The 17239-nt window shown below is 66.8% G+C and carries 19 protein-coding genes and 1 tRNA gene; 12 read left to right on the top strand and 8 right to left on the bottom strand.

Annotation, left to right across the window (positions count from 1 at the left end; all coding sequences use genetic code 11):
* Nucleotides 1–24 precede the first annotated feature (24 nt).
* On the top strand, nt 25–1152 hold the full coding sequence (locus ACTDI4_RS16095; RefSeq protein ID WP_442842098.1) for an ATP-dependent DNA helicase: 1128 nt from the start codon (nt 25–27) through the stop codon (nt 1150–1152).
* Between the two features lie 9 nt (nt 1153–1161).
* Here ACTDI4_RS16095 and ACTDI4_RS16090 read toward each other — a convergent pair whose 3' ends face one another.
* A complete protein-coding gene (locus ACTDI4_RS16090) occupies nt 1162–1563 on the bottom strand; it encodes an STAS/SEC14 domain-containing protein (protein ID WP_442842097.1) in 402 nt (133 codons plus the stop codon).
* Nucleotides 1564–1710: 147 nt separating this feature from the next.
* On the opposite strand from ACTDI4_RS16090, the gene ACTDI4_RS16085 reads away from it, so the two are divergent.
* The 5 genes from ACTDI4_RS16085 to ACTDI4_RS16065 all read left to right on the top strand — a co-directional run bounded on the left by ACTDI4_RS16085 (nt 1711) and on the right by ACTDI4_RS16065 (nt 6805).
* On the top strand, nt 1711–2451 hold the full coding sequence (locus ACTDI4_RS16085; protein ID WP_442842096.1) for a pyridoxine 5'-phosphate synthase: 741 nt from the start codon (nt 1711–1713) through the stop codon (nt 2449–2451).
* A gap of 79 nt (nt 2452–2530) precedes the next feature.
* Nucleotides 2531–4444, top strand: coding sequence for a potassium transporter Kup (locus tag ACTDI4_RS16080; RefSeq protein ID WP_442842095.1), 1914 nt, complete (start codon nt 2531–2533; stop codon nt 4442–4444).
* A gap of 228 nt (nt 4445–4672) precedes the next feature.
* Nucleotides 4673–5323: a TetR/AcrR family transcriptional regulator gene (locus ACTDI4_RS16075; protein ID WP_442842094.1), complete on the top strand. Its 651-nt coding sequence runs from the start codon at nt 4673–4675 to the stop codon at nt 5321–5323.
* Nucleotides 5324–5360: 37 nt separating this feature from the next.
* Complete coding sequence (gene ilvC / locus ACTDI4_RS16070) at nt 5361–6380, top strand: ketol-acid reductoisomerase (protein ID WP_442842093.1); 1020 nt, start codon at nt 5361–5363, stop codon at nt 6378–6380.
* Between the two features lie 140 nt (nt 6381–6520).
* Complete coding sequence (locus tag ACTDI4_RS16065) at nt 6521–6805, top strand: PilZ domain-containing protein (protein ID WP_442842092.1); 285 nt, start codon at nt 6521–6523, stop codon at nt 6803–6805.
* Nucleotides 6806–6854: 49 nt separating this feature from the next.
* Here the strand turns inward: ACTDI4_RS16065 and ACTDI4_RS16060 are convergent, their stop codons facing one another.
* Complete coding sequence (locus ACTDI4_RS16060; protein WP_442842091.1) at nt 6855–7484, bottom strand: BA14K family protein; 630 nt, start codon at nt 7482–7484, stop codon at nt 6855–6857.
* Nucleotides 7485–7690: 206 nt separating this feature from the next.
* Here ACTDI4_RS16060 and ACTDI4_RS16055 point away from each other — a divergent pair, with 206 nt between their 5' ends.
* Nucleotides 7691–8803 (top strand): endonuclease/exonuclease/phosphatase family protein, encoded by a 1113-nt coding sequence (locus tag ACTDI4_RS16055; RefSeq protein ID WP_442842090.1) that lies wholly within the window; start codon nt 7691–7693, stop codon nt 8801–8803.
* Between the two features lie 13 nt (nt 8804–8816).
* Nucleotides 8817–9533, top strand: a complete 717-nt coding sequence (locus tag ACTDI4_RS16050; RefSeq protein WP_442842089.1) for a hypothetical protein — start codon at nt 8817–8819, stop codon at nt 9531–9533.
* A 9-nt stretch (nt 9534–9542) separates the two neighbouring features.
* On the opposite strand, the gene ACTDI4_RS16045 is transcribed toward ACTDI4_RS16050, so the two are convergent.
* Genes ACTDI4_RS16045 through ACTDI4_RS16035 form a run of 3 tightly spaced genes read right to left on the bottom strand, consistent with a single transcriptional unit; the run spans nt 9543 to nt 12752 of the window.
* Entirely contained in the window at nt 9543–10751 is a 1209-nt protein-coding gene (locus ACTDI4_RS16045) for an ABC transporter permease (RefSeq protein WP_442842088.1), read from the bottom strand.
* Complete coding sequence (locus tag ACTDI4_RS16040) at nt 10748–11455, bottom strand: ABC transporter ATP-binding protein (RefSeq protein WP_442842087.1); 708 nt, start codon at nt 11453–11455, stop codon at nt 10748–10750. Before ACTDI4_RS16040 ends, ACTDI4_RS16045 begins: the two co-directional genes overlap by 4 nt.
* 4 nt (nt 11456–11459) lie before the next feature.
* Nucleotides 11460–12752, bottom strand: coding sequence for an efflux RND transporter periplasmic adaptor subunit (locus ACTDI4_RS16035; RefSeq protein ID WP_442842086.1), 1293 nt, complete (start codon nt 12750–12752; stop codon nt 11460–11462).
* Nucleotides 12753–12882: 130 nt separating this feature from the next.
* On the opposite strand from ACTDI4_RS16035, the gene ACTDI4_RS16030 reads away from it, so the two are divergent.
* The 4 genes from ACTDI4_RS16030 to ACTDI4_RS16015 all read left to right on the top strand — a co-directional run bounded on the left by ACTDI4_RS16030 (nt 12883) and on the right by ACTDI4_RS16015 (nt 15166).
* Nucleotides 12883–13797 carry a PhzF family phenazine biosynthesis protein gene (locus tag ACTDI4_RS16030; protein ID WP_442842085.1) on the top strand — a complete coding sequence of 305 codons (915 nt, stop codon included), beginning with the start codon at nt 12883–12885 and terminating at the stop codon, nt 13795–13797.
* 106 nt (nt 13798–13903) lie between these two features.
* Nucleotides 13904–13979, top strand: a tRNA-Lys gene (locus ACTDI4_RS16025).
* Nucleotides 13980–14186: 207 nt separating this feature from the next.
* Complete coding sequence (locus tag ACTDI4_RS16020) at nt 14187–14693, top strand: monooxygenase family protein (RefSeq protein WP_442842084.1); 507 nt, start codon at nt 14187–14189, stop codon at nt 14691–14693.
* Nucleotides 14690–15166: a DUF2141 domain-containing protein gene (locus ACTDI4_RS16015; protein WP_442842083.1), complete on the top strand. Its 477-nt coding sequence runs from the start codon at nt 14690–14692 to the stop codon at nt 15164–15166. Before ACTDI4_RS16020 ends, ACTDI4_RS16015 begins: the two co-directional genes overlap by 4 nt.
* A gap of 168 nt (nt 15167–15334) precedes the next feature.
* On the opposite strand, the gene ACTDI4_RS16010 is transcribed toward ACTDI4_RS16015, so the two are convergent.
* The 3 genes from ACTDI4_RS16010 to ACTDI4_RS16000 all read right to left on the bottom strand — a co-directional run bounded on the left by ACTDI4_RS16010 (nt 15335) and on the right by ACTDI4_RS16000 (nt 17226).
* Nucleotides 15335–16309 (bottom strand): AraC family transcriptional regulator, encoded by a 975-nt coding sequence (locus ACTDI4_RS16010; protein ID WP_442842082.1) that lies wholly within the window; start codon nt 16307–16309, stop codon nt 15335–15337.
* A 97-nt stretch (nt 16310–16406) separates the two neighbouring features.
* Nucleotides 16407–16847 carry a hypothetical protein gene (locus tag ACTDI4_RS16005; RefSeq protein WP_442842081.1) on the bottom strand — a complete coding sequence of 147 codons (441 nt, stop codon included), beginning with the start codon at nt 16845–16847 and terminating at the stop codon, nt 16407–16409.
* A 205-nt stretch (nt 16848–17052) separates the two neighbouring features.
* Nucleotides 17053–17226, bottom strand: coding sequence for a hypothetical protein (locus tag ACTDI4_RS16000; protein ID WP_442842080.1), 174 nt, complete (start codon nt 17224–17226; stop codon nt 17053–17055).
* Between the last annotated feature and the right edge of the window lie 13 nt (nt 17227–17239).

The raw sequence follows: 17239 nt of genomic DNA, 5'->3' as shown, positions 1-17239 counted from the left end.
GTGCGAATCCTGTCTCACGGTGCCATGGAATTCTCTCCGCAACAGGATGAGGCGCTGAAGGCGGTCGGGCGCTGGCTGAAGGAAGGGCGCCCGCAGGTGTTCCGCCTGTTCGGCTATGCCGGAACCGGCAAGACCACGCTGGCGCGCTATTTCGCCGAGCATGTCGACGGGCAGGTGCAGTTCGCCGCCTTCACCGGCAAGGCCGCCCAGGTGCTGCGCTCCAAGGGCGCGGTCAATTCCCGCACCATCCATTCGCTGATCTACCGCCCGCGCGGCGAGGAGCAGGTGGAGGACGAGACGACCGGCAAGACCTCCATGTCGCCCACCTTCTCGCTGAACCGGCAGAGCCCCATCGCCAAGGCGGCGCTCGTGGTCATCGACGAATGCTCCATGGTGGACGAGCAGCTCGGCCGCGATTTGCTGAGCTTCGGCACGCCGATCCTGGTGCTGGGCGATCCGGGGCAGTTGCCGCCGATCTCCGGCGGCGGCTTCTTCACCGAGCACGAGCCGGACTACCTGCTCACCGAAATCCACCGGCAGGCGCGCGACAATCCCATCATCCGGCTGGCGCTGGACGTGCGCGAGGGGCGCGAGTTCATGCGCGGCGACTTTGGCGCGGCGCGCGTGATCGGGCGCGAGGAGGTGACGCAGGACCTCGTGCTTTCGGCCGATCAGGTGCTGGTCGGCACCAACCGCACGCGCCGCCGCTACAACCACCGGCTGCGCGAGCTGAAGGGCTTCACCGCCGCCTATCCGCAGGCCGGCGACAAGCTGGTGTGCCTTCGCAACGACCCTGCGAAGGGATTGCTCAACGGCTCGCTGTGGAAGGTGATGACCTCGTCGCGCGAGACGGTGAAGCCCGGCATCAACCTGCTCGTGTCGCCCGAGGAGGACGACCCCGACCGCGGCGTGGCCAAGATAAAGCTGCTCAAGGCCGCATTCGAGGATTCGGAGGCCGAGATCCCCTGGCAGCAGAAGAAGCGGTTCGACGATTTCGACTATGGCTACGCGCTGACCGTGCACAAGGCGCAGGGCTCGCAGTGGAACGACGTGGTGCTGTTCGACGAGAGCTTTGCCTTCAAGGACACGCGCCAGCGCTGGCTCTACACGGCGATCACCCGCGCCGCCGAGCGGCTGACGGTGGTGCGGTAGGCCGGGCCGTCACCCCTCAAGCGGTTGCGCGTCCAGCCAGCGCCAGGCCTCGGCCTCGTCGCCTGTTGCGAAATGACGCAACTCGACGGGCAGGGCAGGGGCGAAGAACCCTTGCAAGGCCGGCGTCCAGTCCGGCTCGCCGACCGCGGCGCAGCGGCCGATGTGGCCGACGGCTTCGGCCTTGCCCTGCTCGATCGTCTCCTTCGGGATGTCGGCCCAGTCGACGCCGTCATGGTCGGTCAGCCTGACCAGCGCGTCCATGCTGGCGTGCAGCGCGCAGGCCGCGCGCAACAGCCCCAGCAGGTTCTCCGCATCCGCCGCCGTGACATGTCCGACGATGTCCACGGCGAACAGGTCGGGGCGGTCGGTGTCGATGCGTCGCACGGCAGGCACTTCCTCCAGATAGTTCATGGCATCTCTCCTGCGCTTTTTCCTGGCGCTTGCGGGGTCGCTTGTGGGGTCGCCTGTGGGGTCGCTTGTGTGGAACACCGCAAAGGCGCTGTCTGTTCCGCGCAAAGACGCTATAGAGGCCCAGACAAACGCATCGGAGCCCGCCCCATGCCCGCCAAGCTGTCCGTGAACCTCAACGCCATCGCCATGCTGCGCAACCGGCGCGACCTGCCCTGGCCGAGCGTGATCGGGCTCGGCAGGATCGCGCTTGCGGCCGGCGCGCACGGGCTGACGGTGCACCCGCGCCCGGACGAGCGCCATATTCGCCGCTCCGACCTGTCCGGGATCCGGGCGCTGGTCGACGACGAGTTCCCGCAGGCCGAGTTCAACATCGAAGGCTATCCGAGCGAGGAGTTTCTCCAGCTTGTGGAAAGGCACCAGCCGGAGCAGGTCACGCTGGTTCCGGACGATCCTTCCCAGGCGACCTCCGATCACGGCTGGAACTTTGCCGCGCAGGCGGCGTTCCTCGTGCCGATTGTCAAGCGGCTGAAAAAAGGGGGCTTTCGCGTGTCGCTGTTCGCCGACCCCGATCCGGACACCGTGACCATCGCTCGCGACATCGGCGCCGACCGGATCGAGCTTTACACCGGTCCCTACGGTGCTTGCCACTCCGATTCCGAAAAGGCGGGCAACGAATTGGAAAGGCTCGGGAAAACGGCCGATGCCGCGCTGGCGGCAGGGCTGGCGGTCAATGCCGGCCACGATCTGGTGGTGGACAATCTGCCGCCGCTGGTCCGCCGCATCCCGGCGCTGGCGGAAGTCTCGATCGGGCATGGGCTGACGGCGGACGCGATGGAGCATGGAATGGCACGGACCGTGGAACGGTTCCTCAAGGCATGTGGCTGGTGAGCGGATTGTCCCCGTTGCGGACACTTGATATCGCATTGCAGCAAGCGTAGAGCACCGCGCGCTTAACGGAGTGTCGCCGATGGCCCTTGCCAACAACGGCAGCGAGGCGGAACAGGCCGAGCAGGCCGCTCAGCCGGAGGTCGAGACGCACAGCACCAAGGTGCTGATGCTGGGTGCGCTGGGCGTGGTCTACGGCGATATCGGCACGAGCCCGATCTACGCCTTCCGCGAGGCGCTGCATGCATCCGGCGAAGCCGTCTCGCGCTCCGACGTGCTTGGCGTGCTGTCACTGATCGTGTGGGCGCTGACCATCATCGTCACCATCAAATACGTGGCATTCGTGCTGCGTGCCGACAACAATGGCGAGGGCGGCACGCTGTCGCTGATGGCGTTGGCCCGCAGCGCCTATCCCAAGGGCTCGCGCATCATCCTGGGCATCGGCCTGTGCGGCGCCTCGCTGTTCTTCGGCGATTCCATCATCACGCCGGCGATCTCGGTGCTGTCGGCGGTCGAAGGTCTGGAGGTGGTCACGCCCGCCTTCAATCCCTATGTCGTGCCGATCACGCTGGTCATCCTGGCGGTACTGTTCGCGGTCCAGCGATTCGGCTCGGGGCGGGTCGCGGTCGTGTTCGGCCCGGTCATGGCGGTATGGTTCCTGTCGCTCGGCGCCGCCGGCCTGTCGCATCTGCTCGACGACCCGTCCGTGCTGTTGGCGGTCAATCCCTACTATGCGGTCTATTATCTGGCGACCACGCCGACGGGCGCGTTCGTCACGGTCGGCGCGGTGTTCCTGGCCGTCACCGGCGCCGAGGCGCTTTATGTCGACATGGGCCATTTCGGCCGCCGGCCGATCGTGCTCGCCTGGTTCTCCATCGTGTTTCCCTGCCTGCTGCTGTGCTATTTCGGGCAGGGGGCCTTCGTGCTGGCCAATGGCGGCAAGCCGCACAACCCCTTCTTCCAGATGCTGCCGGAATGGGCGCTGCTGCCGATGGTGCTGCTGGCCACGGCCGCGACCGTCATCGCCAGCCAGGCCGTCATTTCGGGCGCTTTCTCGCTGACGCGGCAGGCCGTGCAGCTCAACCTTCTGCCGCGCATCGAGGTTCGCCACACGTCCGGGGCGCAGTCGGGTCAGATCTACATGCCGCGCGTCAACCTGATCGTGGCGCTGGGCGTCATGCTCCTGGTGGTGGGCTTCGGCAGTTCCAGCGCGCTGGCCTCGGCCTACGGCATTTCGGTGACGGGCGAGATGCTGATGACGACCGTGCTGCTGTTCGTGGTGATGCGCTGGCTGTGGAACTGGAAGCTCGCCGGCGCGCTCGCGCTCGCCGTCGTGTTCGGCGTCATCGACAGCGGCTTCTTCATGGCCAACGTGGTCAAGGTCATGGAAGGCGGCTGGGTTTCGCTTACCGTCGCCAGCATCATGGGGCTGATCATGTGGACGTGGATCCGCGGCAGCCGCTACCTCTTCGAAAAGACCCGGCGCAACGAGATCCCGCTCGACTTCCTGGCCGCGAACCTGCTGAAGAAGAAGCCGCAGATCGTGTCGGGAACAGCCGTGTTCCTGACCAGCGATCCGTTCAGCGCACCGACGGCGCTCATGCACAGCCTCAAGCACTACAAGGTTCTGCACGAGCAGAACGTGATCCTGTCCGTGGTGACGGCGCCGCAGCCCGTGGTGCCCGACAGCGAGCGGGTGAAGCTGGAGACGGTCAACGAGCTGTTCATGCGCGTCAAGCTGACCTTCGGCTTCATGGAGCAGCCGAATATCCCGCGCGCGCTGGCCATCTGCCGAAAGCAGGGCTGGAAGTTCGACATCATGACGACCTCGTTCTTCCTGTCGCGCCGCTCGCTCAAGGCATCGCCCAATTCGGGCATGCCGGTGTGGCAGGACCGGCTGTTCATCGCCCTGGCGCGCACCGCGGCCGATGCGACGGAATATTTCCAGATACCCACCGGCCGCGTCGTGGAGATCGGCACGCAGGTGGCGATCTGAGTCTTCCTGCCATGTCGTCTTGCCGGTAGCTGCGCCGGCCGCAGGGGCGGGCATGCGTGCGCCCGGCCGCGCTTTTGCGCCCGCATTCCCCGCTTGCAAGGCGGCCGCGTTTGCGCCATAACCGAACCGTAACGTACGGTACGGCATTCATGCGGTGCCGGGGCGGGATCGGGCATCGGAGCGAAAATGGACGCCGGCCTTCGAAAAATCCGACGCTCGAACAAAGAGATGGATCGCGGCCAGGACGTGATGTTGCAGCCGGAAAGAGACACCGCCGAAAACCTGACGCCGCGCCAGCGCGACGTGCTGGACGCTGTGCTGCGGCTTCTGGTGGAAGAGGGGGACCTGACCATGGCGGCGGTGGCGCGGCGCGCCAGTTGCTCCAAGGAAACCCTCTACAAATGGTTCGGCGACCGCGAGGGGCTGCTGACCGCGGCCGTGCGCTGGCAGGCTTCGAAGGTCCGCGTCATGCCGGTCGACGCCGGCAATCTCGACCTGGTGTCGCTCACCGAAAGCCTGGAAGGCTTCGCCCGCGACTGGCTCCAGGTGATCTCCAGCGACACCTCCATAGCGCTCAACCGGGTGGCCGTCAGCCACACGGCGTCGGCCAGGGGCAATCTGGGCGCCATCGTGCTCGAGAACGGGCGCTTTGCGCTGGCCGGGCGGCTGAAGCCGCTGCTGGAAGCCGGCAAGAGGCGCGGCCATCTGGCCTTCGAGGATTCGGAAACGGCGTTCCGCACCTTCTTCGGGCTGGTCGGCCGCGACGTGCAGATACGCCTTCTGCTCGGCGATTGGCCGGGCCTGACCGAGGCGGCGATCGCCGGCGACGCCGCTCGTGCCACGCAACAGTTTCTCGCTCTCTACGGCACCTCGCACTGATATCGAATCCAACTTCAAACCAGGAAGGAACCACACAATGCGTGTCTATTACGATCGCGACGCCGATCTCAATCTCATCAAGGGCAAGAAGGTCGCCGTCATCGGCTATGGCAGCCAGGGCCGCGCCCATGCGCTGAACCTCAAGGATTCGGGCGCCAAGGAAATCGCCATCGGCCTCAAGGCCGGCTCGCCGACCGCAAAGAAGGTCGAGGCCGACGGGCTCAAGGTCATGAGCGTGGCCGAAGCCGCCAAGTGGGCCGACCTGATGATGATGGCCACCCCGGACGAATTGCAGGCCGACATCTATCGCAATGAAATAGCCCCCCACATCCGGGATGGCGCCGCGATCGCCTTCGCCCATGGCCTCAACGTGCATTTCGGCCTGATCGAGCCGAAGGCGACGGTCGACGTCGTCATGATCGCGCCGAAGGGCCCCGGCCACACGGTGCGCGGCGAATATCAGAAGGGCGGCGGCGTGCCGTGCCTGGTTGCCGTGCATCAGGACGCTTCGGGCAATGCGCTCGACCTGGCGCTCTCCTATGCCTGCGGCGTCGGCGGCGGCCGTTCAGGCATCATCGAGACGAATTTCCGCGAAGAGTGCGAGACCGACCTGTTCGGCGAGCAGGTGGTGCTGTGCGGCGGCCTGGTCGAGCTGATCCGGGCCGGCTTCGAGACGCTGGTGGAAGCCGGCTACGCGCCGGAAATGGCCTATTTCGAGTGCCTGCACGAGGTGAAACTGATCGTCGACCTGATCTACGAGGGCGGCATCGCCAACATGAACTATTCGATCTCGAATACCGCCGAGTGGGGCGAATATGTCTCCGGCCCGCGCATCATCACCGCCGAGACCAAGGCCGAGATGAAGCGTGTGCTGAAGGACATCCAGACCGGCAAGTTCACCTCCGACTGGATGCAGGAATACCGTTCGGGCGCGGCCCGCTTCAAGGCCACCCGTCGCCTTGCCGACGAGCATCCGATCGAGCAGGTCGGCGAGAGGCTGCGCGGCATGATGCCGTGGATCTCCAAGAACAAGCTGGTCGACAAGGCCAAGAACTGAGGAGCTTCGGATTATCCGGGAAATTCCTGCGAGGCCGGCGGAGCGATCCGCCGGCCTTTGTCATCTTGTGCCATTCCGGCACGGGCCGGCTGGCACGAATATCGCCTGTCGGCCGTCATGGGGCCGGTGGGAGAGCAGGCATGGACACCAACAGATCGATCGGACCGGATGGCACGACTTTTGACGAGCGCAGACGCGAACCGCGCCGCCGCGCGCTGAAGGGAGCGGTGCTTTCCTTCAACAAGGGCTTCGGCGCCATGGAGTGCGTGGTGCGCAACCAGTCCGAGAACGGCGCGCTCCTGGCGTTCGGCGACACGCTCGCGGTACCCGCCTTCTTCGACCTCACGGTCAACGGAGCCCCGGTCGCGCGTGCCGCGCAGGTGCGCTGGCGTTCGCGCACCACGGCCGGCGTCGAATTCGTCTGAGAAAAGTCAGGCGCTGCCGGCCAGCGCCTGAACCGGATTTGCCGGGCCGTCAGTACGGCGAGCGGCACTGCCTGCGCGGCCCGTTGTTGGGCTGGAAGGTGTTGTCCGAAGCCCGGTAGGAACGGTAGCGCGCGTAGCACCATTGCTCATGGGCGTCGACGCCCCTGTTCACGTGGTAGACGCGGCGCGGCACGGAGTAGCTGGGACCGTAATAGTAGCCGGGTCCGTAATAGTCAGGCCCGTAATAGCCGCCATAGGGCAGACCCATTCCGAGCCCGAACAGCAGGCCGGGGACCGCCCAGCCGAAGTCGTCGCCGCCATAGAACCCACCGCCGCGGAACCCACCGCCGCGGAACCGGCCGCCGCGGAAACCGTGGCGGAAGCCTCCGCGGAACTCGCCGCCGCCGCCGCGGAACTGGCCGCCGCCCCGCCAATGGCCGCCGCCGCCGCGCCAGGCGGTGCCGTGCCAGCCGCCGCGATTGCGCCATATCCCGCCGCGATCATTGCCGCCGGCCCAACTGTCGCGCACCTGAACGATGTTCGACGTGACGGCGCCGGCAGGCGGCGTGACGGATGGCAGCGGCATCGCCTCTGCCAGGCTGGGGACAAGCAGCGTGGCCGCCAGGCCGAACGCGGCCAGCCCGGATTTGAAGGAAACGGAAAAAGGAAGCGGTTTCATCGTGCTCTCCATGGGGTAGCGGGCCGTCCCGGCACCCCGGAAGCCGGGAGAGGTGTTGCATAATGCTGTCGGCAACATGAACGGATGATGAACAAGAAGGTTCCGTCAACTTCTGGTATCGTAATCGTGTCCACGCTACCGTTGGCCTGGCGGGGAGGGACATGCGGGGTTGTATTTGCGCCGGCTTGCGGGCAAAGCTCGCGATCATGTCGCTGCGCCTCGCCACCTTCAACGTCGAGAACCTGATGAACAGGTTCGACTTCTCCGGCTTCCGTAACCAGTTGAACGAGGACCGTACGCTGGCCCTGTTCGACATCCGCACCGAGGCCGAATACCGGATGCTGGAGCAGGCGCGCGCGATCTCCCATTCCGACGACACGCGGCAACTGACGGCGCTGGCCGTCGCGGCCACCCGCGCCGATGTCATCTGCCTGCAGGAGGTGGACAATATCGAGGCGCTGAAGGCGTTCGAATACGGCTATCTGTTCAAGATGATCGGGGAGGGCTACCGGCAGAAATACACCACTGCCGGCAACGATTCGCGCGGCATCGACGTGGCGGTCATGATGCGGGCCGAGACCATGCACGGCCAGCCCATCGAGTTCGTGCGCATGACCAGCCATGCCTATGTCACCTTCGAGCAGTTCGGCCTGTTCACGCCGGAACTGGCCGCCCTCGGGCACGAGCCGAACGAGCGCATCTTCCGCCGCGACTGCCTGGAGGTGGACCTGACCATCGGCGGCGTGCCGCTGACGCTTTATCTGGTGCATTTCAAGTCCATGGGGCCGCCGCGCAACGGGCTCGACGGCCGCGCGGCCACGATGCCGCTGCGCATGGCCGAAGCGTCGGCCGTGCGGCGCATCGTGGAAAGCCGTTTCGGCCGCGACCACGCCGCCTCCAAGCGCTGGGCGATCTGCGGCGACATGAACGATTACCGCCAGCGCGTGAAGATCGACGGCGATGCCTATTCCGGCTACCGCTTCGAGGTGGCCGACGAAGACCGGTCCTGCCTCGACGTGCTGCTTGCCGACGGCTTCTGCGAAAACGTGGTGGAGCGGCGGCCCGAGATCGACCGCTGGACGCTCTATCACACGCGCGGGCCACAGGAGCGCCACCTGTGCCAGCTCGACTACATCCTGCTGTCGCCGGCGCTGGCTTCGCGCAACCTCGCGGCCGTGCCCGACATCGTGCGCAAAGGCCAGCCCTGGCGCACGCCCTTTCCGCCTGGCCAGGAGGTGGAGCGCTTCCCGCGCGCGGGCTGGGACAGGCCGAAGGCCTCCGACCATTGCCCGGTCGCGATCACCCTGGATCTGGTATGAGGCGCGCGGTTCCGTGAGCATCGATCTGCCCAATGGCGTCATCCTGCCGGTCGATGCCGTCGACGTGCGGCTGGACGCGGCGCCGCATCCATTCGAAACGGCCAATATCGCGGCCATCGAGGACAATTGGCGGCGCGAGATTGCCGCCAACCCGGCGTTGTTCGACGGCACCGTCGTGCTGCTTTCAGAGCTTGCCTATCGCGACGAGCGGCTTGTCGGCCTCTGTCACGCGGTACGCTACGCCACCTTCCTCTACTGGCGCGGGTGCCGCAAGGTGCCGGGCGCCGGCCATGCCTTCGCCCATGCCGTGCTGGTTTCCGGCGACAACGCGCTGGTGGCGATCCGCATGGGGCCGCATACGGTCAATGCCGGCAAGGTCTATTTCGCCGCCGGCTCCTTCGAGCCGGGCGATTTCCGCGATGGTCTGGTCGACGTCGACGCCAACATGATGCGCGAGGCGCAGGAGGAGACGGGGCTCGACCTTTCGGCCGCGGTGCGCGGGCAGCGCTACCATGTCTTGTCCACGCAAAGCGGCACGGTGGTCTTCAGGCGCTACCGCATGGCGGCCCCGGCGGACGAACTGGCGCGCCGCATCTCGGCCTTCGTGGCGGCGGAGGAAGACCCCGAGATCGTCGGGCCGGTCGTCATCCGCCACGCGGGCGACCTGCCGGAAGGCCTTTCCGACCATATGAAGCCGCTGATCGAGTGGCATTTTTCCGGGGCGGAATAAGCGCCCGGGTCATTCGTGCCGCAGCGCCTCGATCGGGTCGAGCCGGGCGCCGCGCAGCGCCGGGAAGAAACCGAACACCATGCCGATCAGCGCCGAGAAGCCGACGGCCAGCAGAATGACGGCGGGGCTCGGCGCGAAGGGGATGGCCAGCGTCAGCGACGCGACACCGGCCAGCGACAGGCCGATGGCGATGCCGATGAGGCCGCCCAGCAGCGACAGCACCGTGGCCTCGACCAGGAACTGGACGAGGATATGCTTCTCATGCGCGCCGATCGCCAGCCTTATGCCGATCTCGCGCGTGCGCTCCGTCACCGACACCAGCATGATGTTCATGATGCCGATGCCGCCGACCAGCAGCGACACGGCGGCGACGGCGCCCAGCATGCCGGTCATGGTGGCGGTGGCGCTGGCCATGGTGTCGGCGATCTGGGTCATGTCGCGGATGGCGAAATCGCTCTCCCGGTCCTGGGGAACGCGCCGCGCGTCGCGCAATATGTCCTCCACGCGCGGCAGCAGCTCCGAGGTCGGCGTGGCGTCGTCGGCGGCGACGTAGATGTTGTCGATGTTGCGGTTGCCTGCGATGCGGCGCTGGAAGCCGGCGAGCGGCATCAGCACCACATTGTCCTGGTCCTGGCCGAAGCCGGTATAGCCCTTCGGCGCCAGCACGCCGATGATCTTGCAGCTCGAACGGTTGACGCGGATGATCTCGCCGTCGGGGTCGCCGGCGCCGAAGAACTGCTGGCGCACCGTTTCGCCGATCAGGCACACGCCGGCGCCGCCGCGCGTCTCCGAATCGGAGAAGGCCCGGCCGGAGGCGAGCGTCCAGTCGCGTGCCACGAGGAAGTCGCTGTCGGTGCCGGTGACGCCGCTGGAGATGCTTTCGGTGCCGTAGATGACGCGCACCTGCTTCTGCGAGGCGGGCGCGATGGCGCGCGCGCCGCTGAGATGGGCGGTCAGCGCCGCAAGGTCCTTGTCGGTGAGGGGGCGCACGACGGAGTCCTGCATGCCGGGGCCGGCCGGGCGGCCGGCGCGCACCACCAGCAGGTTGGACCCCAGCTTGGAGATGTCGGCCTTGACCTTCTGGGTGGTGCCCGAGCCGATGGTGAGCATGGCGATGACGGCGGCCACGCCGATGACGATGCCCAGCAGCGTCAGGAAGGAGCGCAGCGCGTTGCGGCGCACCGAGCGCAGGGCGAGGCGGACGGTCTCCCAGATCATGCCAAGGCCTCCGCATTCAGCGAATCGGAGGCCACGCGCCCGTCGAGGAAGCGGATGGTGCGCTGCGCGTAGGCGGCGATGTCGGCCTCGTGCGTGACCATGACGATGGTGAGCCCGAACTCGCCGTTCAGCCAGGTCAGAAGTTCCATGATCTCGTGGCTGCGGGCGGTATCGAGATTGCCGGTCGGCTCGTCGGCCACCAGAAGGGTGGGGCGCGTGACGATGGCGCGCGCGATCGCCACGCGCTGTTGCTGGCCGCCGGAAAGCTCGGCCGGCGTGTGATGCTCGCGCCCGGTCAGCCCCACCTCGGCCAGCGCGCGCATCGCCAGTTCGCGCCGCTCGGCGGCGGGTGCGCCGCGATAGATCAGCGGCAGCTCGACATTCTCGGCCGCCGTCGTGCGCGGCAGCAGGTTGTAGCCCTGGAAGACGAAGCCGATATGCAGGTTGCGCAGCAACGCGCGGCGGTTGCGGTCCAGCCGCCCGGCGTCCAGCCCCATGAAGGAATAGGTGCCGGCAGAGGGCGTGTCCAGGCAGCCGATGATGTTCATCGCCGTCGACTTGCCGGAGCCGGACGGACCCATGATGGCCACGAACTCGCCCTTGGCGATGGAAAGGTCGACGCCGGCAAGCGCATGCACCCTGGCTTCGCCATGGCCATAGGTCTTCCACACCTTGTCGAAGGCTATGAGCGCGGCCGGGTTCATCTTCCTAGCCCCGCTGCTGCGAGGCGGTGATGACGAGGTCTCCTTCCGAAAGGCCGGACAGCACTTCCGTGCGCTCGCCGTCGCTGGCGCCGACCTTCACGGACACCGGCCTCGGCCTGCCGTCCTTGAGCACGTACAGCAGGCGTGAGCCGTCCGTGGGCTTCGGCTGCGCGCGCTCCGCGGCGCTGCCGGGAGGGCGCCGGGAGCCGGTGAACATGGACAGGACGCTGAAGCCCTGGTTGCGCCGGGTCTCGGAAGGCCGGTAGCGGAAGGCGGAGGAGGGCACGGTGAGCGCGTCCTTGGCGTGCTTGGTGACGACCGAGACGGTGGCGGTCATGCCCGGGCGCAGCAGCAACTCGTCATTGTCGACGTCCAGCCGCGCGTCGTAGGTCACGACGCCGTCGGTGGTGACGGAGGCATAGGAAATGTCGCGGATCTCGGCGTCGAAGGGCCGCTCGGGAAAAGCGTCCACGGTGAAGCGGGCGTGCTGGCCCGACTTGACCTGGCCGATGTCGGCCTCGTCGATCGCGGCCTTCAGCTCCATGCTCTTCAGGTCGGCGGCGATGACGAACAGCACCGGCGCCTGCAGCGAGGAGGCCACCGTCTGGCCGGGATCGACCGAGCGGGTGAGCACGATGCCGTCGATGGGGGCATAGATCGTGCTCTTGGCAAGGTCGGTCTGCTGCGTCTTCAGGTCGGCATTGGCGATGGCAAGGCTCGCCTCGGCGCTGTCCAGCGCGGCCTTGCCGCGGTCGCGCGCGGCCGTGGCGGTGTCCAGCGCCTGCTGGGTGGTCATGCCGCGGCGCGCCAGCTCGGCGGTGCGGGCGAGCGCCTGCTCGTTCTCCACCAGCGTCACCCGCGCGGTCTCGACATTGGCGGCGGCGGCCTTGGCGGAAGCCTCGGCCCGCTCGATCTGCACCTCGAGCCGGGAGGTGTCGAGCGCGGCGAGCACGTCGCCCTTGCTCACTTCCTGATTCTCTTTTGCCGAAACCGAGCGCACGATGCCGGAAAGCTCGCTGGAGATGTCCACCTGGGTCAGGGGCTGCAGCGTACCGGTGGCGGAAACCTCTACGGTGAGGTCGGCGCGCGAGGCCGGCACGGTGGTGAAGGTGATGGCGGGCGGCGTCGCGGCATACCACTGGTAGGCGCCGATGCCGGCGATCGCGGCGACGAGCAGCAGGATGGCGTAAAGCCAGCCACGGCTGCGCCGCCGGCCGAGGCCGCTCGCGTCGAGATCGAGCGCCTGCCCGGCTGCGGCTTCAGATTCCGCGCCAGGCGGCTTGACAAGCTGGTCCACGGCGGCCCCCAATGATGCGCTGCGAATGTCGAAGCGCTGCGATATCCCTTCGAGGCACAGATCAGGCTTCGTGCAGGGGATTTCAAATTAAATTTCGCTCATGTTGGCGACGAAGCAAGGGAAACCAGCCATGCGGGCCCGCACCTACGTCATTTACGACGTGTTCACGCAAACGCCGCTGGCCGGCAACGCGCTGGCCGTGGTGCTCGATTGCGAAGGGCTGGATACGGCCGCCATGCAGCGCATCGCGCGCGAGTTCAACCTGTCCGAATCAGCCTTCGTATTGCCGCCGCAGGACCCAAGGCACCGCGCCCGCGTGCGCATCTTCACGCCCGACTACGAAATGCCCTTCGCCGGCCATCCCACCGTCGGCACCGCCGTGGCGCTGGCCGAAAGGGCCGCCGAGGGCAACGGAGACGGCATCCTCGTGCTGGAGGAGAATATCGGGCCAGTGCGCTGCGCCGTCAGCCGCCCGGCCGGCGAAGCCACCTTCGCCGAATTCGATCTGGCCCGCCTGCCGGAGCAATTGCGGCTTTCGGCCGACGCCGAGGCGATCGGCGCGGCGCTTGGGCTGGGGCCGCACGAGATCGGCTTCGAGAATCACCGCGTCTCCTTCTGGTCGGCGGGCGTGCCCTACGTCACCATTCCGGTGGCGAATCTCGACGCGGCCGGCCGGGTGCGGCTCGACAATGCGGCCTGGAGCGAGCTTGCGCCGCGCAAGAACGAAACGGTCCCCGCCAGCCCCTATGTCTACTGCCGCGAGACGGAAAGCCGCGGCAATTCCTTTCACACGCGCATGCTCGTGCCCGGCAGCCCGTCCTATGAGGACCCCGCGACAGGTTCGGCGGCGGCCGCATTTGCGGGAGCCATCATGCATTTCGACCAGCCGCGCGAGGGCGCGGCGCGCTACTGGATCGAGCAGGGGCTCGAAATGGGCCGCCCCTCGCGCATCCGGCTGGAACTGGACATTGCCGGGGGAAACCTTGCGGCGGCGCGGGTCGGCGGCCATGCGGTGAAGGTGGCCGAAGGCACGCTGTTCGTGTGAGGTTGGGGCCTGTCCGACGAAATATCTGGAAATGCGCCGCGCAGGGCTGGACAGGGCCAAAAGCGCCGTCTATATGCCCGCCCATGCCGGGTTTCACCGGCCCCGTGGGTGATTAGCTCAGTTGGTAGAGCAGCTGACTCTTAATCAGCGGGTCGCAGGTTCGATCCCTGCATCACCCACCATTTTATCAAATTTCCCCGACCAGATAGTCCAGGCAGCAGCGAGCTTGACGACGGCTCGCGCGCTGCATGCGCGCGTGTGCGTCGTGATGCCTTCGAGCGCCGCCTGAGACGATCGGATGCGACGGCGGAGATGATCGGTACGACGGTCCGGGCTATGGTTCTGCCCGAACCGGCCCGATCGGGGCCGGCCTGACAATCGAGATGCCCGTGAAGCAACATCTTTTGCGCGAGACGGTAGACCTTTCCGGCTACCCCGATCTCGTGGTCCTTTATCTCGGCATGCGGGTGAACGCCTTCCAGGGGCTTGCGACCCTGCTGGGCTTCCGCACGAAGATCGCGTCTGCCATCGAGGCCAGGCCCGATGGCCTGCTCGGGCATGAGGCGATCGTCTATTCGCTGTTTCCGGCCCATGTCGGCATGCGCCAGTACTGGCGCGACTTCGACAGCCTCGAGCGCTGGTCGCGCAGCGAGCCGCATCGAATCTGGTGGCAGAGCTTCCTGCGGGATCCGAAGGCGACAGGCTTCTGGCACGAGGCCTATTTCCGGCGCGGCGGCATGGAGGCGGTCTATGTGAACATGCCGGACCGGTCGGGCTTCCGCGCCTTTGCCCCGGTCTGCACCGCCAAGGGGGCGATGTTCTCGTCGCGCAAGCGCGCCGGCCTGGATGGCGAGGCGCCGCCGGCGCCCGTGCAGGAACGGGAAATCTACAAATGACCGGCAACGAACCGAAACGCGGAAGGAAGAGTGCGGTGGTGGGCAGGAAAAATGCATGGCTGGCGCTTGTGGCAGGCGGTTTCGCCCTTGCCTCGGTCGCAGCGCAGGCGGAGACGCTGAACGTGACGGTGACCGGGGTGCGCAGCGCCAAGGGCGTGGTGCGCTGCGGCCTGTTCGCCTCCGCGGACGGCTTCCGGGTTCCCGGGCGCGAGGCGCAGGCGGCGGATGCGCCGATCAGGAACGGCCAGGCGCTTTGCCGCTTCGCCAATGTTGCGCCGGGAAAATATGCCCTTGCGGCCTTTCACGCGGAAAAGAACGAAGCGGCGATCGAGTACGGCCTGTTCGGCAAGCCGAAGCAGGGCGTCGGCTTCTCGAACAATCCGTCGATCACGTTCGGCCCACCGGGCTTCAACAAGGCGCGCTTCGCGCTCGACAAGCCCCACCTCGATCTCAGCGTCCGCCTGCAATACTGAGCGTGCGCTGAATTTTCGCGGTGCTCGCCGCGGCGCGCCGTTAGAGCATGTTGCAGCCAGGTGGAATCACTTGGCGTCGCATACATGCGGCAAAATCAATTAGATAGACCATGGTGTCGTCCGAAAGCCGCTTCACACTTTTCGGCACCATGGTCTGGGGTCAGGGCCCTAGCCCATGCGCTCGGCGCGGAAGCGCGCGGGCGTGGTCCCGGCTCCGCGCATGAAGGCGCGGCTGAGGCCGTTCACGCTCTCGTAGCCGCACAGCATCGCGATCCGCGCAAGCGGGATCGGAGGGCGCGCCTTTAGCAGCGCGCAGGCGCGGGCGACGCGCACCGAGCGGATCACCTCGCCGACGCTCTGTCCTGCCTGTGCGAATGCGCGGTAGAGATGGGCGCGCGAGCATCCGAGATGATAGGCGACCGTGGCCGCAACCAGCGACGGATCGGCATAGTGCTGGTGGATGAACCGCATCGCCCTGTCGCGCAGCTCCTCGGCGTGGTCCGATAATCCGGACGAAATCCTCGTCGCCTGTTCCGAGGCCAGAATCCCGAGCGCGAGATCTGCCGCGACCTGCATGGCCACCCGCGTGGCGGCGGCGTCGAGATGCGCGGCATCGCGCGCCATCATATGCAGGTGCTCATGCAGCGAGCGGGTGAGGCCCCTGCGCGGCAGGCTCAAGGGCCCTTCGTGAAGGAAGCCGACGTCTCCGTCGAGACCTTCGATCACCACGGCGCGCGGCAAGGCGATGTAGACATGGGCGTGGTCCTGCGAAAGCGTGGAGAGCGGCTGGCTGGCGTCGTAGATGCCGATGCCGGTTGCCGCGGTCGCTTCGACGGCGGGGCCATGGCCGCGCCGCACGCGCGTCGCGCCCGCCATGGTGGCGTTGATCATGATGAAGTCGCTGTCGCCGCGTGTCCTGCCGGCGACGACGCCGGCATTGGCGCTGTAGCCGACGGTCGCCCCTCGGGCGTCGGTGTGCAGCAGCGCGTCGCCCGCAAAGCGTTCCGCGCCGTCGGCGTCCAGTTTCAGATTTATTCTCGGAAACAGGCTGCGCCAGTAGTCGAAGCGTTCGCCCGGCCGCAATTCCCTGGTCGAGAAATGCTTGAAGCCGTTTCCGGATTCTTGACCGCGCCGATCGAGCATGCCGCATCCCCCGCCATTTTCGATGCCATGGCACAATCGGGGGTCGCAGCCAATCCTCCTAGGTGGGCAGGCGATGCCGGCGGATGGGCCGGAGCGGCTACCGCTGGATGTAGCAGCGTTTGCTGACGCCGGGCGCAGGGTCGCCGAAGCTGCGGTTGTCGCAGCGGACGCCGTTGCGGAACACGTCTTCGGTGAACCGGCCGTTGGCACCGTATCGGACGCGCTTGCGGCCGCGGAAATCGCAGAATTCATGCTCCCTGGCGCAGGCCGTCCAGCCGTCGCCGCCCGGATCGCGGCGATCGCGGTTCCTGTCGTGACCGCGACGTTCGCTCAGCACGATGAAGCATTCCTTGCTCACGCCCGGAATAGGGTCGCCGAAGACCCGGTTGGTGCAGGGAACCGATGTACCGTCGATGAAGCGCGAAGAGGTCCGCCCCCACGCGCCATAGACGACCTCTGCGGGATAGGGCAGCCGGCAGATTTCGCCTTCCTGGGCACAGCGCTCTATGCGCTGCGCGGCAGCCGCGTCGGGAAGCACGACCGAAATGGCCGTGACGAGGCCGCCCAGACATGCGGATGCGAACAATGTGCGGAAGGCAAAGTGCCGGGCTGTCGGCATGATCGGTCCCCAGATTTCAGGAAGGCGCCATCTTGGCGCGTTCCCCTAAACGCATGATGAACGCTAGGTTTTTTCGGTAAAAGAATTCGCACTGAACGCCACGGAGCCGGGCGCGCGCTCGCGGCTACTCGCCCGCTTCTTCCAGCGTGTTTTCGATGGCCGAAATGTTCAGCTCAAGGGTTGCCACGCGCTGAAGGGTGCTCTGGCTCGGGACGGTGCCGGCGGCCGCCGCCGCGACCAACAGCTTCTTCTGTTCCTCGCGCAAAAGCTGCGCGAGCTTCCTGAGTTGTTCTCGCATCGATATTCCCTCG

This window comes from Mesorhizobium sp. PUT5, from assembly GCF_052216645.1.
Taxonomy (GTDB): domain Bacteria; phylum Pseudomonadota; class Alphaproteobacteria; order Rhizobiales; family Rhizobiaceae; genus Mesorhizobium.
This window is presented reverse-complemented; position numbering and strand designations above follow the sequence as displayed.

Bases quoted from the DNA above. Each gene is read 5' to 3' on its own strand.
- ACTDI4_RS16095 (WP_442842098.1), top strand. From the start codon at position 25: ATGGAATTCTCTCCGCAACAGGATGAGGCGCTGAAGGCGGTCGGGCGC.
- ACTDI4_RS16090 (WP_442842097.1), bottom strand. From the start codon at position 1,563: ATGAACTATCTGGAGGAAGTGCCTGCCGTGCGACGCATCGACACCGAC.
- ACTDI4_RS16085 (WP_442842096.1), top strand. From the start codon at position 1,711: ATGCCCGCCAAGCTGTCCGTGAACCTCAACGCCATCGCCATGCTGCGC.
- ACTDI4_RS16080 (WP_442842095.1), top strand. From the start codon at position 2,531: ATGGCCCTTGCCAACAACGGCAGCGAGGCGGAACAGGCCGAGCAGGCC.
- ACTDI4_RS16075 (WP_442842094.1), top strand. From the start codon at position 4,673: ATGGATCGCGGCCAGGACGTGATGTTGCAGCCGGAAAGAGACACCGCC.
- ilvC (WP_442842093.1), top strand. From the start codon at position 5,361: ATGCGTGTCTATTACGATCGCGACGCCGATCTCAATCTCATCAAGGGC.
- ACTDI4_RS16065 (WP_442842092.1), top strand. From the start codon at position 6,521: ATGGACACCAACAGATCGATCGGACCGGATGGCACGACTTTTGACGAG.
- ACTDI4_RS16060 (WP_442842091.1), bottom strand. From the start codon at position 7,484: ATGAAACCGCTTCCTTTTTCCGTTTCCTTCAAATCCGGGCTGGCCGCG.
- ACTDI4_RS16055 (WP_442842090.1), top strand. From the start codon at position 7,691: ATGTCGCTGCGCCTCGCCACCTTCAACGTCGAGAACCTGATGAACAGG.
- ACTDI4_RS16045 (WP_442842088.1), bottom strand. From the start codon at position 10,751: ATGATCTGGGAGACCGTCCGCCTCGCCCTGCGCTCGGTGCGCCGCAAC.
- ACTDI4_RS16040 (WP_442842087.1), bottom strand. From the start codon at position 11,455: ATGAACCCGGCCGCGCTCATAGCCTTCGACAAGGTGTGGAAGACCTAT.
- ACTDI4_RS16030 (WP_442842085.1), top strand. From the start codon at position 12,883: ATGCGGGCCCGCACCTACGTCATTTACGACGTGTTCACGCAAACGCCG.
- ACTDI4_RS16015 (WP_442842083.1), top strand. From the start codon at position 14,690: ATGACCGGCAACGAACCGAAACGCGGAAGGAAGAGTGCGGTGGTGGGC.
- ACTDI4_RS16010 (WP_442842082.1), bottom strand. From the start codon at position 16,309: ATGCTCGATCGGCGCGGTCAAGAATCCGGAAACGGCTTCAAGCATTTC.
- ACTDI4_RS16000 (WP_442842080.1), bottom strand. From the start codon at position 17,226: ATGCGAGAACAACTCAGGAAGCTCGCGCAGCTTTTGCGCGAGGAACAG.